The organism is Glycocaulis abyssi, assembly GCF_041429775.1.
Lineage (GTDB): Bacteria > Pseudomonadota > Alphaproteobacteria > Caulobacterales > Maricaulaceae > Glycocaulis > Glycocaulis abyssi.
In genome coordinates this window covers 2,683,109-2,698,233 of sequence record NZ_CP163421.1, presented here as the reverse complement: position 1 = coordinate 2,698,233, position 15,125 = coordinate 2,683,109, and the positions used below count along the sequence as shown (strand labels likewise).

Here is a 15,125-nt window from a genome sequence, read left to right as displayed (position 1 = left end):
GTTTGCGTGTGCCAGAACCCCTCATCGGCGCATGATTCTAATCTTGGCTCTGCAAGCCCTCGAAGGAAGACACCCCCATGTCGCCTCGCGCCCGCACGCGTCCCGCCCTTCATGCCCTCGCAATTGCCATTGCGCTGTCAGGCACGGCAGCCGCGCAGGAAGCACAGCTTCCCGGCATATTGACCGAGCTGCTGGAAGCGGCCAATGCGCAAGGGCGCGCAGACTTTACGCGCGCCGTTCAGCTGATCGCGCTCACCCGCCCGGCAGACGAGATCGTACGCGCGGCAGAAGAGCTGGGACGCGGTGATGTAGCGCGCCAGGCGCTGGGCGTTGAGCCACCTCAGCTTCCCGAAGATGCGGCCATCGCTGCGGTCGAGGAAATCGCCGAAGACGACCCGTCGGAAGTTTACACGCCCAACGGAATTGTCGGCACGGTCGCTGCCGTACCGGTCGGCTTTGCCCGCACCTTTGCCTCCGGGCAGCTGGAGCTCTGGCAGGGCCGGGCAAGCCTTGGCATACGCTTTGACAGCGGCAACACCTCCCGCGAGGACTACACGTTCGGCCTTCAGGTGCGCCGCGAGCTGTCCGGTTGGGGCTTTCAGGGCGACATAGACTACGCCTATTCAGAGGTGAACGGCACGATCGGCCGGGACAATTTGCGCACCCGGCTGCGCGGCGAGCGCGAGGCGGGCGAGCGTTTTACCTATTTTGCTGCAGCGGATTACGAACGTGACCGCATCGCCAGCTATGACTGGACGGTCTTCACCGGCATCGGTGCCGGTTACCGCGTCCTCACGCGTCCCGGCCGCACCTGGATTTTGCGGGCCGGTCCGGGTGTGCGTTTCCTGTCAGAACCCGGTAACGACACGCAGACAGTAGGCGCGCTGGATCTGGGCTCGGATCTGGCCTGGCGCCTCACAGAGTCGATCAGCTTTACCTCGGAGACCGGGCTGCTGGTCGCCGACACCAGCCGGTTTGACCAGCTATTCGGCCTGAACTCATCCCTGAACGATCTGTGGTCGCTGCGCGTGCAATATCGCTATCGCTATGAATTCGAACCCAATCCGGGTTTCGTGCGCGGTGATAGCCGCACCGACATATCCATCGTGCGCGAGTTCTAGGAGCTAGTGCTCCAGGCTGCCGTTTTCCACCTTTACAGGACGGGACGCGCCGGGCTTTCCGGGGCCTTGCGGACGCACGCCGCCCGCACCGATACGCCCGGCTGCAAAATCATCAATCAGATGCACCCAGCGGCTCGACCGCGAGGAAATGTAAATGAACGGACCATCCGGATTGCGCCGGAAGTTTGAGTCCGTAGCGATCACCTGCCACTCGCCATTCTCATGCACCATGAAGGGCGAGCCGGAATCGCCCCGCGTCGTGTCACAATCATGGGAAATTGTGTCGTCCGGATAGGCAGTCAGGATACGGCAATCTTCATTGCCGGAGAGGTTAGCACCGGTATCCCACGAATACCCCGCCTGCCAGATGCGGGCATTGCGTGTCTCTCGCTCACTCCGGTCGGCGACAATGTCCAGCACACCGACAAAACCCAGCTCGTCGCCAAGCGGCTGGTCGAGGCGCAGCAAGGCCCAGTCCGTGCCATCAATCTCGTCGGTCTGGCTGAAGCGCTGACTGTCCCACTCCTCGTCAATCAGATGATCGACCGTGCGCGCCGTGCGCGGCCCGCCAGGCAGCGCAAAGCCCGTGGTGAACACCCCGCCGGCATGAAGCTGCCCTTCGCGGTGAATGCAGTGCGCAGCCGTAGCGATAACATTGGGCGCGACCAGCGTCGCGGTGCAGGTACCGCCCCGGTCGGTCTGTATCGTCCCGATCACGCTCCAGGGAAATTGCGCCGTATCCATCAGCACCCGGTCATCATGGCCGAAGAAATGATCGTTGATGGTGAGCGGACGGTGGCGGCCGCCACAATCAGAGCGGTCTGTACGCGCCGGGCAACGGCCCGTACCGATGCCGGGTTCATCGCAAACGCCGTCAAAGGCAAATTCGCAGCTATCATCGCGAAAACGCAGATGGGTGACATCGCCGCAATCGGAAACGTCCGTGCCTTGGGTGCAGGCGCCAGTACCAAAGCCCGGCTCGTCGCATTCGCCATCATTGGCCCAGCGGCAGCTATCGTCTTCCTGGCCCGTGGCAATACGCCAGCAGTCTGAATAGTCCGTGCCGGCCGGACATGCGCCGGTACCTATGCCCGGCTCGTCGCATTCCCCGTCATTGGCATGGCGGCAGCTATCATCACCGGTGAAGCCAGCAGGGCGGGCATCGCCGGGCCGCTCAGGGACGGGTTTCTGGAATTGCTGGATGATGCGCGCATAGTCGCGCGAGGTCAGGATGGTGGGGTCCGACATGGCGGACAAGGAGGTATCGGCCTCCTGCGCCCCGGCGTCTGTACGGTCGAAATAGGCGGCAGCGCCCGCAATGGCGATTCCCGCCGCCAGCGCCAGTGCGCCCAGAAAAGCCCGCATACCCTGTTTCCCCTCGAATGCCCTGAGCCGCTTCAATTCATCGCGCGCGGGACTCACATCACATGCCTGTGCGACCGCGTCACCTGACCATGACTGACAGTATAGAAGCAAGCACGGCGTGTTCAGCTTGCTGAATGCCAGATGAGTGTCCGGTCCAGTTACCGTTCAGGAGGCTTCAGCGATGCTTGGCCCCAAGCGAGGGAGACATATCCGCCGTCGGGCCGGATTAGCTGCCTTGGAGGACAAGCACCATGTTCAAACCCGTTGCACTCATCCTTGCCGCCGGTCTTGGCCTTGCTGGAGTGGCCGCCAGCGCCGCCCCGGCCGAAGCCCAGCGCTGGCACCAGCCTCGCGGGTGGAGCGCGCCGCAGGGCCATTTTGTTGTGAACGCCAACGCATGCACGCCGCTGCGTCACTACCAGCACCAACGCGGCCGGCACCACGCACAATGGAACCGTCAGCGCAATTACGTGCTGCGCTGCCAGCCCGGCGCGTTCAACTACATCCCCACACGCACAGAAATGCGCATGGGTGTCACGAACCGCCATGTTACGGTGAGTGAAGCGCGCTGGGACCCGCGCCGCCAGCGATTCTTTGCTGAAACGCGCTGGGGCCGCGTGCCGGTGGAGCTTATCCACGCGCCGATCATTATCGGCCGGCGCTAGAGCCCCTGCCAGCTCAAAGGCGTATCTGACCCTGGATGAAGGGCCGGGCCGTGCCGTAAAGCGCGACCCGGCCGCCCTCGCGTGTCTCGACCTCCAGCGCCCCGGGGCGAGGACCAATCTGGCGGGCGGTCATGCGTGTCTTGTCAAGTTTGCCTGCCCAGTAGGGCGCCAGCGTGCAGTGCGCCGAGCCGGTGACCGGGTCCTCGCTGATGCCCGCCGCCGGGCAGAAGAAGCGCGAGACAAAATCGGCACTTTGCCCCGGTGCCGTAGCCAGCACATTGATACCGGACTCTTCGAGCACGCGCAGATCGGGCTTCAGACCGGCAATGACCGCCTCGCTCTCATAGACCAGCATCATATAACGATTGCCGTGAATGCGGCTGAGATCATGGGCCTCCAGCGGGGCGCCCGCACCCATCGCTTCGGCAATGCCGGGTGCCGGGCCGGCTGGCTGCCAGGCCACGGCGGGAAAATCCATCACGAACAGCCCATCGCCTGCACGCGACACCTCAAGCCGGCCCGACAGCGTGTCAAAGCGGGCCGTATCGCCCTGTACACGGCGCTCTTCAAACAGCCAGACCGCACTGGCCAGCGTCGCATGGCCGCACAAATCCACCTCATGGCCCGGCGTGAACCAGCGCAAGGACCACAGATCACGCTCGCCGCCCACAGGCACAAGATAGGCGGTTTCAGACAGATTGTTGGACCGCGCGATCCCCGCCAGCATGAGGTCATCAAGAGGCGTTTCCAGCAGCACCACAGCCGCCGGGTTGCCTGTGTGGGGCGCATCGCCGTCGGCAAAGGCGTGCAGTTCCGCGAAGGGAAGACTGGTCATGGCCGTGAAATCTCCGCGCGGGCAGCGCCTTCGGGCACCTCGGCCTCGGCATAGAGGGTGAGGTAATCGAGCACGTCCTGCGCGCTGCGCTCGCGCGCGGTACGCCATTCAGCCGACGTGCCGGTATTGATGATCTCGCCCTCTGCCGTGGTGATGATGACGGTCGGCACGCCTTCAAGCTCTTCCAGGCCAAAGCGCGCTACAACGTCCATATTGCGCTCATACCGGCCCACATCGACCGCGACGATCTCGTAGTGCGCGTCCGCATAGGCACGAACCGGCGCCAGCTCCAGCATGCCGGCAAAGATCCGGCAATCCGGGCACCAGTTTCCGCCAAACTTCACCAGCACGCGCGTGCCGCGTTCCGCTGCGCGCTCATAGGCCGCGTCCAGCGCGCCATGGGCGTCCGCCTCTGCGCTATAGGGCTCGTCCACGGCAGTGATCTCAAGATCGGACAACGCAATCTCCTCCGGCTCTGGCGCACAGGCCAGAAGGCTGAACGCCGAAACCAGGCTAATGATTATGGTCGCAGGGCGCATGAGCCAATCCTCGCTTGCATCGCCCTACACCTAGACACGCTTCCGCGCTCTGGCGAGACCCCGGCCACCCTAGCAGCCCTCAACGCAGGGTGCAGTGTTACTGCGCCTCCTCCGCCTGTAACGGCGCCTCGCCATCATGCCAGCGGGCAAGGCGCTCGCGGCCATCGCGCGCAGCCTTCGCAAGGCGGCGCATCAGCTGCGCACGCGCCAGCCCGTTATCGACCGGCGCAAGAGTGGCCGATCCTTCGGCGAGCGCTTCCAGCAATGCGGTTTTCAGCGCCTGAAACGCCGCTTCGGCATCCGGATCGGTATCGGTGAACACCTCCCGGTCTGCCGCCGCAGCCAGGCTGTCTCTCACCTGAGCGGACATTCTGTCCCAGAACGGTTTCAGCGCCGGACCGGTCCGGCTGGCAGGCAGGGCATGCAGCGCTGCGCTCACCGCCAACGCTTCTTCGGCATGATGCACGGCCCGGACCAGATCAGAGATCGCCTTGCCCGCCTCGGCCGGAAGGCTTGTCCCGGTCAGCTCATCGAGGAAGGCGCGAATGGCCGATGTCAGTTCCAGCAGCGCCTCATGGCGATGAGACAGGCGCACGCGTGCACCGGGCGCTGCGCCCAGCCTCTCCCCCGCCAGTTCCAGCGCCAGCACGTGCAGCCGCCAGCACTCAAGCGCGAGGGACCGCACCGCCAGGGCGGGCGTCTGCAACAGGTTGGAGTCGAGAAATTCCGGGCGGGACACAGCCTCGTCCGGCGTCAGGAACAGGCCCGCCAGCCAGCGCGTCAGGCGCGGGGCGAGCGGCAGTATCAGGAGGATGCCCAGAATATTGAACAGCGTGTGAAACGCCGCTAGCCGCCCCGGTGTATCGTCCACCAGATGAGCACCGTCCAGCACGCCTTCAGACGCCCACAGCAGGAGCGGCAGCAAGGCCAGCGCCCCGATGGCGGTAACGGCATTGAAGGCGACATGAGCCATCGCCACGCGCTGCGCAGCGGGCGTAGCGCCGATAGCGGCGAAAAGCGCGGTCGAGGTGGTGCCGATATTGGCGCCTATCACCGCTGCTGCCGCCAGCGGCAAGGGCACCGCCCCGCCCGCACTGGCCGTGAGAGTGATCGCCATTGCGGCGCTGGAGGACTGGGTGAGCGTGGTCAGCAGCGCGCCAACCAGAATGAAGAGCGGTATGGCAAATATGCCCGCATCCTCAAGATTGAGACCGGCAATCTGTGGCGCCAGGCCGGAAAACGCTTCCTGCAGCAGGCCCACGCCCAGAAAGAACAGGCCAAAGCCCGCAGCCGCCTGCGCCGCACCGCCCAGCCGCGGGCGGGCTTTCAGGGCAAGGCCCGCGATCATGCCAATACCGATCAGGGGCAGGGCGAGCGCGCCCCAATCGAGCTTCAGCCCCACCTGGGAAACCAGCCAGCCCGTCATCGTGGTGCCGACATTGGCTCCGAACACTACCCAGATCGCCTGAGAGAGCGTTAACAGGCCCGCATTCACGAAGCCAATTGTAGCCACCGTAACAGCGCTGGAGGACTGCACGGCGGCGGTGATGAACGCACCCGCCACCAGCCCCCTTGCGCGCGTGCGCGTCCATGTTCCCAGAATGGAGCGAAGCGCATCGCCGGCGGCCGTCTTCAGCCCGTCGGTCATCAGCGCCATGCCCAGCAGGAACAGGCCCAGACCACCCAGCAATGGCGCGATAATGCTGATCATGTCTGGCCGAACGCCTCCGCCGGATATCCTGATACGGATGGATTAGCACCCGGCAGTGGCCACAGGGAAGGGGACCGGTCAGCCCCCCTCGCGTTCACCGAACAGGCCAGAGCCCACCCGCACCGATGTCGCGCCAAGGCGGGCGGCAAGGGCGTAATCCGCGCTCATGCCCATGGAGAGTTTTTCAACGCCCGCCTCGCGCGCGAGCTTGGCCAGCAGCGCAAAATGAAGGCCCGCCGGTTCTTCTATCGGAGGAATGCACATCAGCCCCTCAATGCCTTGTGGCATCAGGGCACGCATCTCCGCCACGAAGGCGGGGACATCCTTGGGTGCAATGCCGGCCTTTTGCGGCTCCTCGCCGGTATTGACCTGCACATAAAGGCGCGGGGACCGGCCCGTCTTCTCCATGGCTTTGAGGATGGCGCGGGCGAGCTTTTCGCGGTCCAGCGTCTCGATGACGTCAAAAAGCGCCACCGCATCCTCGGCCTTGTTGGTCTGCAGCGGGCCGACAAGGCGCAGTTCCAGATCCGGATAGCTTGCGCGCCGGTGCTGCCAGCGCTGCGCCGCCTCCTGAACCCGGTTCTCACCAAACACAAGCTGGCCGCTGGCAAGCGCTTCCTCAATGCGCGCCTCTGGCTGCATTTTGGAGACGGCAACCAGCGTCACCTCTGCGCGTCCGCGTCCGCCAGCCTTGGCAGCCCCGGCCAATTCCTCAAGGATGGCGGCGCGGCGCATCGAAATCGTGCGTGTATCTGTTGGAGTGTGTGTCATGCCGGGCCTCACCTATGCGCGAACGGGAACGCTGGCAAGCCGCAGGGCAAGCGTCCTGCCGCGCCTGTTTGCTTTCACCGACCCGCAGCGCACAGCCGATCCTCTGGCCTTCGCGGCGCGCCTGCCCGCTGGTACCGGCCTGATCTATCGCCATTTTGGCGGCGATGATCTCAAAGCCCTCGCCGCCCCGCTGGCAAAGCTGGCAAGGCGGCAGGACCTGGCCCTTTTCATTGCCGCCGATCCGCAGCTAGCCCTCCAGGTGGAAGCCGATGGCGTGCACTGGCCGGAGCGGCATCTGGGAGGGGTGCGCCGCTGGCGGCTCAAAGCCCCGCATCTTCTGGTCACGGCCTCGGCGCACACGCCTGCAGCCCTTCGCCGCGCGAGTGCATTGGCCGACGGCGTGTTCCTCTCGCCGGTCTTTGCCTCAAACAGTGCTAGCGCGGGCGCGCCGCTGGGCATCATCAGGGCCTCCAGCATGGCAAGACAGGTAGCCACGCCCGTTCTGGCACTCGGCGGTGTGGCCCTGAGCGATCTGGCAGCGTTACAGGTGCGCGGGTTTTACGGCGCAGGCGCGGTAGACGCCTTCTCGGCGGCATAAATCGCGGCCAGCCCCTCCCGGTATGACGGATAGGCGGGCCGCCAACCCAGAACCTGCTTGGCGCGCGCATTGGATACCCGGCGGTTTGCCGTATAGAAGCTGGCCTGCATCGGGCTCATCGCGCCCTTGTCAAAGGCTTCCTCAATAGGCGGCTCCACGCCCAGCAGGCGTGCCGCCTCTTCCACGACAATCGGCTGCGGGCAAGGACAGTCATCGGCAAGGTTGAACACCCCTGTCACCTCTGGCCGCGCCATGGCCAGCAGCAGCGCCGACACGATATCGTCCACGTGGATGCGGCTGAACACCTGGCCCGGCTTGACGATGCGGCGCGCGCGGCCCTCACGCAGCTTGTCGAACGTGCTGTATCCGGGGCCGTAAATGCCCGCCAGCCGGAAGAGGCGCGCACCCGCCGCGTGCCAGCCCGCCTCTGCCTCCGCCCGCCGCACCGAGCGGGGCTCGACCGGGTTGAGCCTGTCCCATTCAAACGCCCAGCCGCCACGCCGGTCGCCATAAACGCCCGTGGTGGAGAGATAGCCCACCCAGCGCTCTTTGAGCAGATCAGGATCGATGGACGCCATGAAAGGATCGCCCGCCTCGCCCGGCGGCGCGCTCACCAGAATATGGCTGGCATCGCGCACGGCATCGTTCAGCCCATGGCCGCCAGCGCCGGTAAGAACAGGCGTGATCCCTTGTGCGCGCAGGGTCTCCGCCTTGGCCGCATCGCGCGTGGTGGCCGCCATTTGAGCGGATTGGGCGAGCTGGCGCGCTGTTGCACGCGCGACATAGCCAAAGCCGAGGAAGAGCACATTCATGGTGACACCCATAGACCATACCGGCTTTCGCGCGTTAGCGTGCCTGCCAGTTCAGATGGGACAGGATATAGGCCGATGCGCAGGTTTTGCGGGATTTTGAGTGCTACTGCGCTGGCATCGGCGCTGGCCGCGCCGGTATTGGCGCAAGAGGCTGGCGCCAGTTTCGAGCAGGCCCAGTACGAGGCGTGCCTGAGCCTTATCAATCAGGACCCCGAAATGGCCTATGAAGAGGGCCTCGCCTGGCGGGCGCAAGGCGGCAGCTGGCCGGCCATGCACTGCATTGCCCTGTCACAGGTCGCGCTCGGCCAGTACGGCATTGCCGCGCGCCGCCTCGAAAGCAACGCGGAAGGCGCGGTCGTCGCCACTGACGAAACCCGCGCCATCATGTTCGGTCAGGCTGGCGATGCCTGGCTCGCCGCCAATGAACCCGCCAATGCCCAGCGTGCTTTTCGCCGCGGGCGCGACTTTGCCAGCGCGGACGCTGGGCTCGCGCTGGGTGTAGCCGAGGCTGCGGCCCTGCAGGAAAACTGGAGCGCCGCCGAGAACGCCGCAAGCGAGGCGCTGGACCTTGACCCCACGTTGGTGCGCGGCTGGCAGATACGCGCACAGGCGCGTCTTGAGCTGGGCAATCTTGATGGTGCCGCCGCCGATATCGCCGAAGCGCTGGCTGGCAATGACGAGAATATCGACGCTCTGGTCCTGCGCGGGCGTATTGCCGAAGCGCGGCGCACGGGCGGCTAGCTGTTAGCACACGGACGATCCGGCTGCTAACAGCATACAGAAATCATTCACGAATTTGCGTGCAGGCTCTTGCCTGACAGGGTGCATTCCGTCAAGCTTTCCCCTGTCGATTATGGAGAGGGCCATGACCGGACACGACTTTGCGGCGCAATTGGGGGGCGCGCGCCTGACCACCGCCGAAGTGCTCTATTACCGCCCGGACTATCCGTCCCTGCTGCAGAGCTTCTGCTGGCAGACACAGGACATCGCTCCAGATTTTCCGCGCCTGAAACAGTTTCTCGATCACTGGCGGCGCGAAATTGAGGCGGTGATCCATTCGGTGCACATCGCCCATGCAGGGCTGATAAAGCCCGCCGAGTGGCGCGGTGCGGCCTTGATGGAGAAAATCCACTAGCGCCCTTGTGAAGTGAAGCGCTTGCCGCGCCGTGGCGCGCCGCTATCCTTGCGCGCATGATAGCCTGCCTGACATGCCTGCTGCTGGCGCTCGCCGTGCCGCCCGGCATCTCCGTGACACCGGAGAGGCCGGACGAGGAACGCGCCGTCCTCACGCTCGAACAGCGTCTGGATGAGCGGCTGGCAGCGCTGGCTGAAGCCGCATCGGAATCCCAAGGCGAAGCCATCGCCGACGAGGTGCGCTCCATCTGGCGGCAATCAGGCGGGGCGACCGCCTCGCTCCTGCTGGACCGGGCGGAACAGGCGATAGCCGAGCGTGATCTGGAGACGGCCGAGCGCGCCTACGCGCATCTGCGTATTCTGGAGCCCGATTTTGCCGAAGGCTGGATGGCCGCCGGACAACTGGCCATGGCGCGCGGGGACTGGAGCTTTGCGCTGGATGCGCTGACCCAGGCCGTCAATCTGGAGCCGCGCCGGTTTGACGCCTACGCGCTGCTGGGGCGCACGCTGGAACGGGCGAGTGAACCGGCAGCGGCCCTTATTGCGTATGAAGAGGCATTGCGTGTCCATCCCTGGCACCCGCAAGCCCGTCAGGCTCGCGCGCGCCTTGAAAACCAGCTGGCAGGCCGTGCGCTTTAATCTGACTGTTCTCACCGCGTTTCTTCTCGTTCTCACCGCCTGTGCCGGAGGCCGTGCCATGCCCGTTGGCGATGATCCGCTGGAGCCCATCGGCCAGTTCATCGAGATTGATGGCACACGCCTGCACTATCACGTGACCGGCCCGGCAGACACGCCGCCCGTGCTGGTCCTGCACGGCGCATCGGCAAATCTGCGCGAGCCGTTGATGGGGCTAGGCGATGCGCTCACGGGCGAGCGCGTGATCTGGCTGGACCGGCCCGGCCTTGGCCACTCGCAGCGTCCCTCCGGCCGCTGGAGCCCGCAAGCCGAGGCCGCCCTCATCGCACAGTTTCTGGATGCGATAGACGCCGGACCCGTCATTGTCACCGGACATTCCTGGGGCGGGGCCATATCCTTGCGCCTTGCCATGGACCACCCGCAAGCGGTGTCCGGCATCGTGCTGATCGCGCCTGCCATCCGGGCCAATGTCGGCGATGCGGCCCTCTATAACCGCGCCACGCACTGGCCTCTCATCGGCCCGGTCATCACGCGGCTGATCGTGCCGACCTATGGCCGTGCCCAGCTGGAATCAGGTGCCGCCAGCGCATTTGCGCCCGAACCGGTGCCCGAAGGTTATGTGGAACAGACCGCGCTCACCATGCTTCTCAACGCCTCTGTCTGGAAGGCCAACGCGGCTGATATGGCAAACGTCAACGCGCATCTGGAAGCGCAGGAGGAGCGCTATGCCGGGGTCACCCAGCCCACGATCATTCTGGCGGGCACTGAGGACAGCGTCGTCTCCACCCGCCGCCATTCCGTGCCGGTGGCCGAGACCATGCCCAATGCCGAGCTGATCCTGATCGAAGGAGCTGGCCACAACCCGCATTTCGCCCATGCAGGCCGGGTGGCAGAGGCCATCGCGTCAGTGCGCGGCCGCGCCGCAGGTGTGGATTAGGCGCACGCTGGCATTGCCCGGCTGGCGCTGGCGTCCTAAGCCATCGGTCAAGATCACCCCTTGCCAGATGAGGACGCCCGATGGCCGAACCCTTCACCCAAGCCCCCGCCGATGCCGCCAGCGCCCCCGTTCAGGGCGGCACGCCCAAGGCCGATGAACAGCTTCGCGCCATTGTCGCGCGCATTGAGCGGCTGGAAGAAGAGAAAAAGGCCCTCATGGCCGACATCAAGGAGGTCTATGACGAGGCCAAGGGCAATGGCTTTGACGTCAAAGTGCTCCGCCAGGTCATCCGCATCCGCAAGCAGGACCGCCAGGAACGCATGGAAATGGAAGCGGTACTTGAAACCTATCTCGGCGCGCTCGGCGATCTCTGATACTTTGCGAGGCCATGGCCCGCGAGATTGACGACCGCAAGAAGAAAAAGGCCCTGCGCCGCCTCGACCGCGTGCGCCGGGCGCTCGCCGAGGCGGAAGCCGATGGCGATGCCGAAGCCGCCCGCGAGGCACGTGCCCTCCTCACCGAATGGGAGGATGAGTTTCTCGGCAGCGTGGAAGAGCGGCTCAACACGTTTGGCTCGGCCTTTACCGACCCTGAGAAGGGCTCGCTGGACGAGCCGCTATCCCAGCTGCAGGCCGCCAAGCTGAAAGAGCTGGAAGCCAAAGCCAAGGGCAAGGAAACCCGGCCCTGGAAGCGCTCGAGCTTCAAGCCGAAGGACAAGGCCCAGCGCTCCAGCTTTTCGGCCAAACGCCCGGAACGCCGAGCCAATATCCGCGATATCAATGAGGATGTACCGGCAGATATGCCAGAGGCCGGGCCGGCGGCACCCCGGCTGTCTGACGCCGAACACGTACCCGGTCCTTCACCAGCACCGGCACCTGCAAAAGCACCGTCACCACAAAAGCCCCGCCCCCGCTTCACCGTCATCAAGGGCGGCAAGGAGGAGTAGCCCTACTCCTCCTCGCCCAGCGGGGTCAGTTTCACCTTGGTGATCTGGTTGCGCCGGCGTTCGAGAATGTCGAACTGCACGTCATGGAAGCGGAAGCGCTGGCCCGGCTCGGGAATGGTCTGGGCTTCATGGATCACCAGGCCCGCGATCGTCACCGCCTCGTCATCGGGCAATTCCCAGTCCAGCGCGCGGTTGATCTCACGAATGCCCGTGGCGCCGTCGACGATGACCGAGCCATCGGCCTCGCGCTTGAATTCACCCGGTGGTGCCAGATCGTGCTCGTCCTCGATCTCGCCGACGATCTCTTCGAGAATATCCTCCAGCGTCACCACGCCCTGCAGCGCGCCATACTCGTCCACGACCAGGGCGAAGTGCTCGCGCTTAGCGCGGAACGCATTGAGCTGATCGAAAAGCTCGGTCGTTTCCGGCACAAACCAGGGTTCCCGCTTGAGGCTGGCGATGTCGATCTTGGAGCTGTCGCCGCCTGCGCCGTGCAGGGCACGCGCCAGATCACGCACATGGAGAATGCCGACAATGTTCTCCGGCTCGCCCTGCCAGAGGGGCAGGCGGGTATGCGGGCTGGTCAGCGCGGTGTCGACCAGTTGCCCCACCGGCTGGTCGATATCGAGCATCACCAGGCTTTTGCGGTGAACCATCACGTCATCGACGGTCAGTTCACGCAGATCCAGCACGCCGCCCAGCATGTCGCGGTCATGCTTGACCACGCCGCCTTCCTGCAGGTGCATGTCGATCTGCCCGCGTATCTCCTCGTGCGCCGACAATACCGGCCCGGTCACATCGGCCCCGATCAGGCGCAGCGTGCCGCGCACCACCACCTGCACACCCGCCACAACCGGACCGAACACCGCCGTCACGATGCGGATGGGCAAGGAGACAAGCATGGCCAGCCGGTCCGGGTTCGACAATGCGTAGGTCTTGGGCATCACCTCGGAAAACACCAGCACCAGCGCCGTCATCACCAGCGTGGCGATGGGCACACCGGCCTCGCCGAACATGGCCAGAAACACCGCTGCCGCGATGGACGAGGCGAGAATGTTGACGAGATTATTGCCCAGCAGGATCGCCCCGATCAGGCTCTCGCGATCCTCGATCAGCAGGCTGACGCGCGCCGCAGCCCCGTTCTTTTCCTTCTCCAGCGCCAGCATGCGCGCCTTGGACGTGGCCGTCAGCGCGGTCTCCGAACCGGAGAAGAAGGCCGACAACAGGAGAAGGAGCACGATGGCGGCAAACGCCCAGCCCATCCACGCCTCGAACACGATATCCATCTAGACCTCTCCTGTGAGGAACGCTTCGATCTGTGCCGGTTCATGGCCGGTCGAAATGAAAGCCTCGCCAATGCCGTGCGCGAGAATGAGGGTGACGCCCGAACCGGCATTCTTCTTGTCCTGCCCCATGCGCGCCATCAGGGCGGACGCACCATACGGGCCGCCGGGAAGATCATGAATCGAGACCGGCAAACCGGCCCCGCTCAGTACAGCCGCCGCCCGCCTGGCATCATCCGCCCCGCACAGGCCCAGCGACGCAGAAAACTTCAGCGCCATGAGGATACCGCAGGAGACCGCCTCGCCGTGAACGAGCGCGCCCTTTTTCGCTTCTGCCTCGAAGGCATGGGCGAAGGTATGGCCCAGATTGAGCAGGGCCCGCACGCCGCCTTCGCGCTCATCCTCGGCCACGATCCGAGCCTTGAAACGCACCGCATCGGCAATGAGAGGCACGAGCCTGTCCAGCGCCAGCGCATCACCCTCCACCGCTTCAAGGCGTTCAAACAACGCGCGATCCGCAATCAGCCCGGCCTTGACGATCTCGGCATAGCCAGCCGCCAGCTCGCGCCGGGGCAGGCTTTCCAGAAAGCCGCTATCGGCCACCACCAGATCTGGCTGATAGAAACTGCCGACAAGATTCTTGCCATGGCCGGTATTGATGCCCGTCTTGCCGCCAACCGAGGAATCCACCTGCGCCAGCAGGGTCGTCGGCATCTGGATGAAGCCGCATCCGCGCTTCATTATGGAGGCTGCAAAGCCTGCCAGATCGCCCACCGTTCCGCCGCCAAAGGCGATCAGGCTTTCATTGCGCGCCATCTGGCGGTCCAGCAGCGCCTCGACCAGTCCGCGCAATGCGTCCCAGCTTTTGACGCCCTCACCGCCGTCCAGAAGGATGAAATCGGGTTTCAGCCCGGCCCCGGCCAGCACATTTTCCAGCCGGGCGCGATGTGCCTCAAGAGCGGCCCTGTCAGCCACAATGACCGCTCGGCCCGCCGGACATAGCTGCGCCAGCTGGGTACTGGCCGCCTCCAGCGCACCTGCGCCAACCAGCACTTCATAGGCTCGGGACGTGGCCTCAACAGGAATGCGGAAAAACTCGCTCAACGCCCTTGCGCCTCCACGCGTGCTGCCATCGCCTCGATGATCGCGGCTACGCCCGCATCATGGGGCGTTCCAGGCGATGTCACATGAATATCGGCCTGCGCATAGATCGGTGAACGCTCCGCCAGAAGCTTTTCCATCACCGCGCGCGGGTCCTCCGTCTGCAATAGCGGGCGCGTATCGCGGCGCGAGACCCGCTCCATCAGCGTATCGATATCCGCTTTCAGCCAGACCGACAGGGCCTTCTGCCTGATGAGCGCGCGGGTTTCCTCATTGATGAAAGCCCCCCCGCCCAGCGCGATAACGCTGGAACCGGACTCCTCCATGAGGCGGCCGATCACACGCCTTTCCCCGTCCCGGAAGGACGCTTCACCAAAATCGGCAAATATGTCGGATACGCTGCGCCCGGCGGCCGCCTCCACCTCGTGGTCGGAATCGCGAAAATCCCAGCCCAGACGGAGCGCCAGGCGGCGCCCGATAGTGGTCTTGCCCGCCCCCATCAGGCCGACCAGCACCACCGGACAGCCAAGCCTTCTTGCGATATGCGCACGATCCATGATGATCCACGCTATAAGCGTGTGAGAGATAATGAGCAATTGCCGCGTGCTATGTCTGGAAAACGCCGCATTGTCCGCGCTAGTGTAGAATATCGCGAACCGCATACCAGCCAC

At 64.9% G+C, this 15,125-nt stretch carries 18 protein-coding genes; 9 read left to right on the top strand and 9 right to left on the bottom strand.

Features of this window, described 5'->3' with window-relative positions; translation table 11 throughout:
• The first annotated feature begins 77 nt into the window (after positions 1-77).
• Complete coding sequence (locus AB6B38_RS13065) at positions 78-1,121, top strand: YdiY family protein (protein WP_371393326.1); 1,044 nt, start codon at positions 78-80, stop codon at positions 1,119-1,121.
• A gap of 3 nt (positions 1,122-1,124) precedes the next feature.
• Here the strand turns inward: AB6B38_RS13065 and AB6B38_RS13060 are convergent, their stop codons facing one another.
• Positions 1,125-2,486 carry a serine protease gene (locus tag AB6B38_RS13060; RefSeq protein WP_371393325.1) on the bottom strand — a complete coding sequence of 454 codons (1,362 nt, stop codon included), beginning with the start codon at positions 2,484-2,486 and terminating at the stop codon, positions 1,125-1,127.
• A gap of 251 nt (positions 2,487-2,737) precedes the next feature.
• Here AB6B38_RS13060 and AB6B38_RS13055 point away from each other — a divergent pair, with 251 nt between their 5' ends.
• Positions 2,738-3,151 carry a hypothetical protein gene (locus tag AB6B38_RS13055; protein ID WP_371393324.1) on the top strand — a complete coding sequence of 138 codons (414 nt, stop codon included), beginning with the start codon at positions 2,738-2,740 and terminating at the stop codon, positions 3,149-3,151.
• A 13-nt stretch (positions 3,152-3,164) separates the two neighbouring features.
• Here the strand turns inward: AB6B38_RS13055 and AB6B38_RS13050 are convergent, their stop codons facing one another.
• The 4 genes from AB6B38_RS13050 to AB6B38_RS13035 form a co-directional block, all read right to left on the bottom strand.
• Positions 3,165-3,986: a PhzF family phenazine biosynthesis protein gene (locus tag AB6B38_RS13050; RefSeq protein WP_371393323.1), complete on the bottom strand. Its 822-nt coding sequence runs from the start codon at positions 3,984-3,986 to the stop codon at positions 3,165-3,167.
• Entirely contained in the window at positions 3,983-4,525 is a 543-nt protein-coding gene (locus AB6B38_RS13045) for a thioredoxin family protein (protein WP_371393322.1), read from the bottom strand. The genes AB6B38_RS13050 and AB6B38_RS13045 overlap by 4 nt, the downstream gene beginning before the upstream one ends.
• A 97-nt stretch (positions 4,526-4,622) precedes the next feature.
• Complete coding sequence (locus AB6B38_RS13040; RefSeq protein ID WP_371393320.1) at positions 4,623-6,236, bottom strand: Na/Pi cotransporter family protein; 1,614 nt, start codon at positions 6,234-6,236, stop codon at positions 4,623-4,625.
• A gap of 78 nt (positions 6,237-6,314) precedes the next feature.
• Complete coding sequence (locus AB6B38_RS13035) at positions 6,315-7,007, bottom strand: YggS family pyridoxal phosphate-dependent enzyme (RefSeq protein WP_371393319.1); 693 nt, start codon at positions 7,005-7,007, stop codon at positions 6,315-6,317.
• Here AB6B38_RS13035 and AB6B38_RS13030 point away from each other — a divergent pair.
• Entirely contained in the window at positions 7,006-7,605 is a 600-nt protein-coding gene (locus AB6B38_RS13030; protein WP_371393318.1) for a thiamine phosphate synthase, read from the top strand. The two genes, AB6B38_RS13035 and AB6B38_RS13030, sit on opposite strands and share 2 nt — an antisense overlap.
• Here AB6B38_RS13030 and AB6B38_RS13025 read toward each other — a convergent pair.
• Positions 7,566-8,417, bottom strand: coding sequence for an SDR family NAD(P)-dependent oxidoreductase (locus tag AB6B38_RS13025; RefSeq protein ID WP_371393317.1), 852 nt, complete (start codon positions 8,415-8,417; stop codon positions 7,566-7,568). The genes AB6B38_RS13030 and AB6B38_RS13025 overlap by 40 nt on opposite strands.
• 75 nt (positions 8,418-8,492) lie before the next feature.
• Between AB6B38_RS13025 and AB6B38_RS13020 the strand changes: the two genes are divergently transcribed.
• From AB6B38_RS13020 to AB6B38_RS12995, 6 genes are all read left to right on the top strand, one after another.
• A complete protein-coding gene (locus AB6B38_RS13020) occupies positions 8,493-9,158 on the top strand; it encodes a hypothetical protein (RefSeq protein ID WP_371393315.1) in 666 nt (221 codons plus the stop codon).
• Positions 9,159-9,282: 124 nt separating this feature from the next.
• Positions 9,283-9,552: an usg protein gene (locus AB6B38_RS13015; protein WP_371393314.1), complete on the top strand. Its 270-nt coding sequence runs from the start codon at positions 9,283-9,285 to the stop codon at positions 9,550-9,552.
• 56 nt (positions 9,553-9,608) lie between these two features.
• Positions 9,609-10,190 (top strand): tetratricopeptide repeat protein, encoded by a 582-nt coding sequence (locus AB6B38_RS13010; protein WP_371393312.1) that lies wholly within the window; start codon positions 9,609-9,611, stop codon positions 10,188-10,190.
• Entirely contained in the window at positions 10,114-11,124 is a 1,011-nt protein-coding gene (locus AB6B38_RS13005) for an alpha/beta fold hydrolase (RefSeq protein ID WP_371393311.1), read from the top strand. Before AB6B38_RS13010 ends, AB6B38_RS13005 begins: the two co-directional genes overlap by 77 nt.
• 80 nt (positions 11,125-11,204) lie before the next feature.
• Entirely contained in the window at positions 11,205-11,498 is a 294-nt protein-coding gene (locus AB6B38_RS13000; RefSeq protein WP_371393309.1) for a DUF2312 domain-containing protein, read from the top strand.
• A 14-nt stretch (positions 11,499-11,512) separates the two neighbouring features.
• Positions 11,513-12,070: a hypothetical protein gene (locus tag AB6B38_RS12995; protein WP_371393308.1), complete on the top strand. Its 558-nt coding sequence runs from the start codon at positions 11,513-11,515 to the stop codon at positions 12,068-12,070.
• A 2-nt stretch (positions 12,071-12,072) separates the two neighbouring features.
• Here AB6B38_RS12995 and AB6B38_RS12990 read toward each other — a convergent pair whose 3' ends face one another.
• From AB6B38_RS12990 to AB6B38_RS12980, 3 genes are read right to left on the bottom strand one after another with little or no spacing between them, the layout of a single operon-like run.
• A complete protein-coding gene (locus AB6B38_RS12990; RefSeq protein WP_371393307.1) occupies positions 12,073-13,356 on the bottom strand; it encodes an HlyC/CorC family transporter in 1,284 nt (427 codons plus the stop codon).
• The gene (gene aroB / locus AB6B38_RS12985; protein WP_371393306.1) at positions 13,357-14,457 is read right to left on the bottom strand and encodes a 3-dehydroquinate synthase; all 1,101 of its coding nucleotides are present in this window, start codon (positions 14,455-14,457) and stop codon (positions 13,357-13,359) included.
• Positions 14,454-15,011, bottom strand: coding sequence for a shikimate kinase (locus tag AB6B38_RS12980; protein WP_371393305.1), 558 nt, complete (start codon positions 15,009-15,011; stop codon positions 14,454-14,456). Before AB6B38_RS12980 ends, aroB begins: the two co-directional genes overlap by 4 nt.
• Positions 15,012-15,125: the final 114 nt, after the last annotated feature.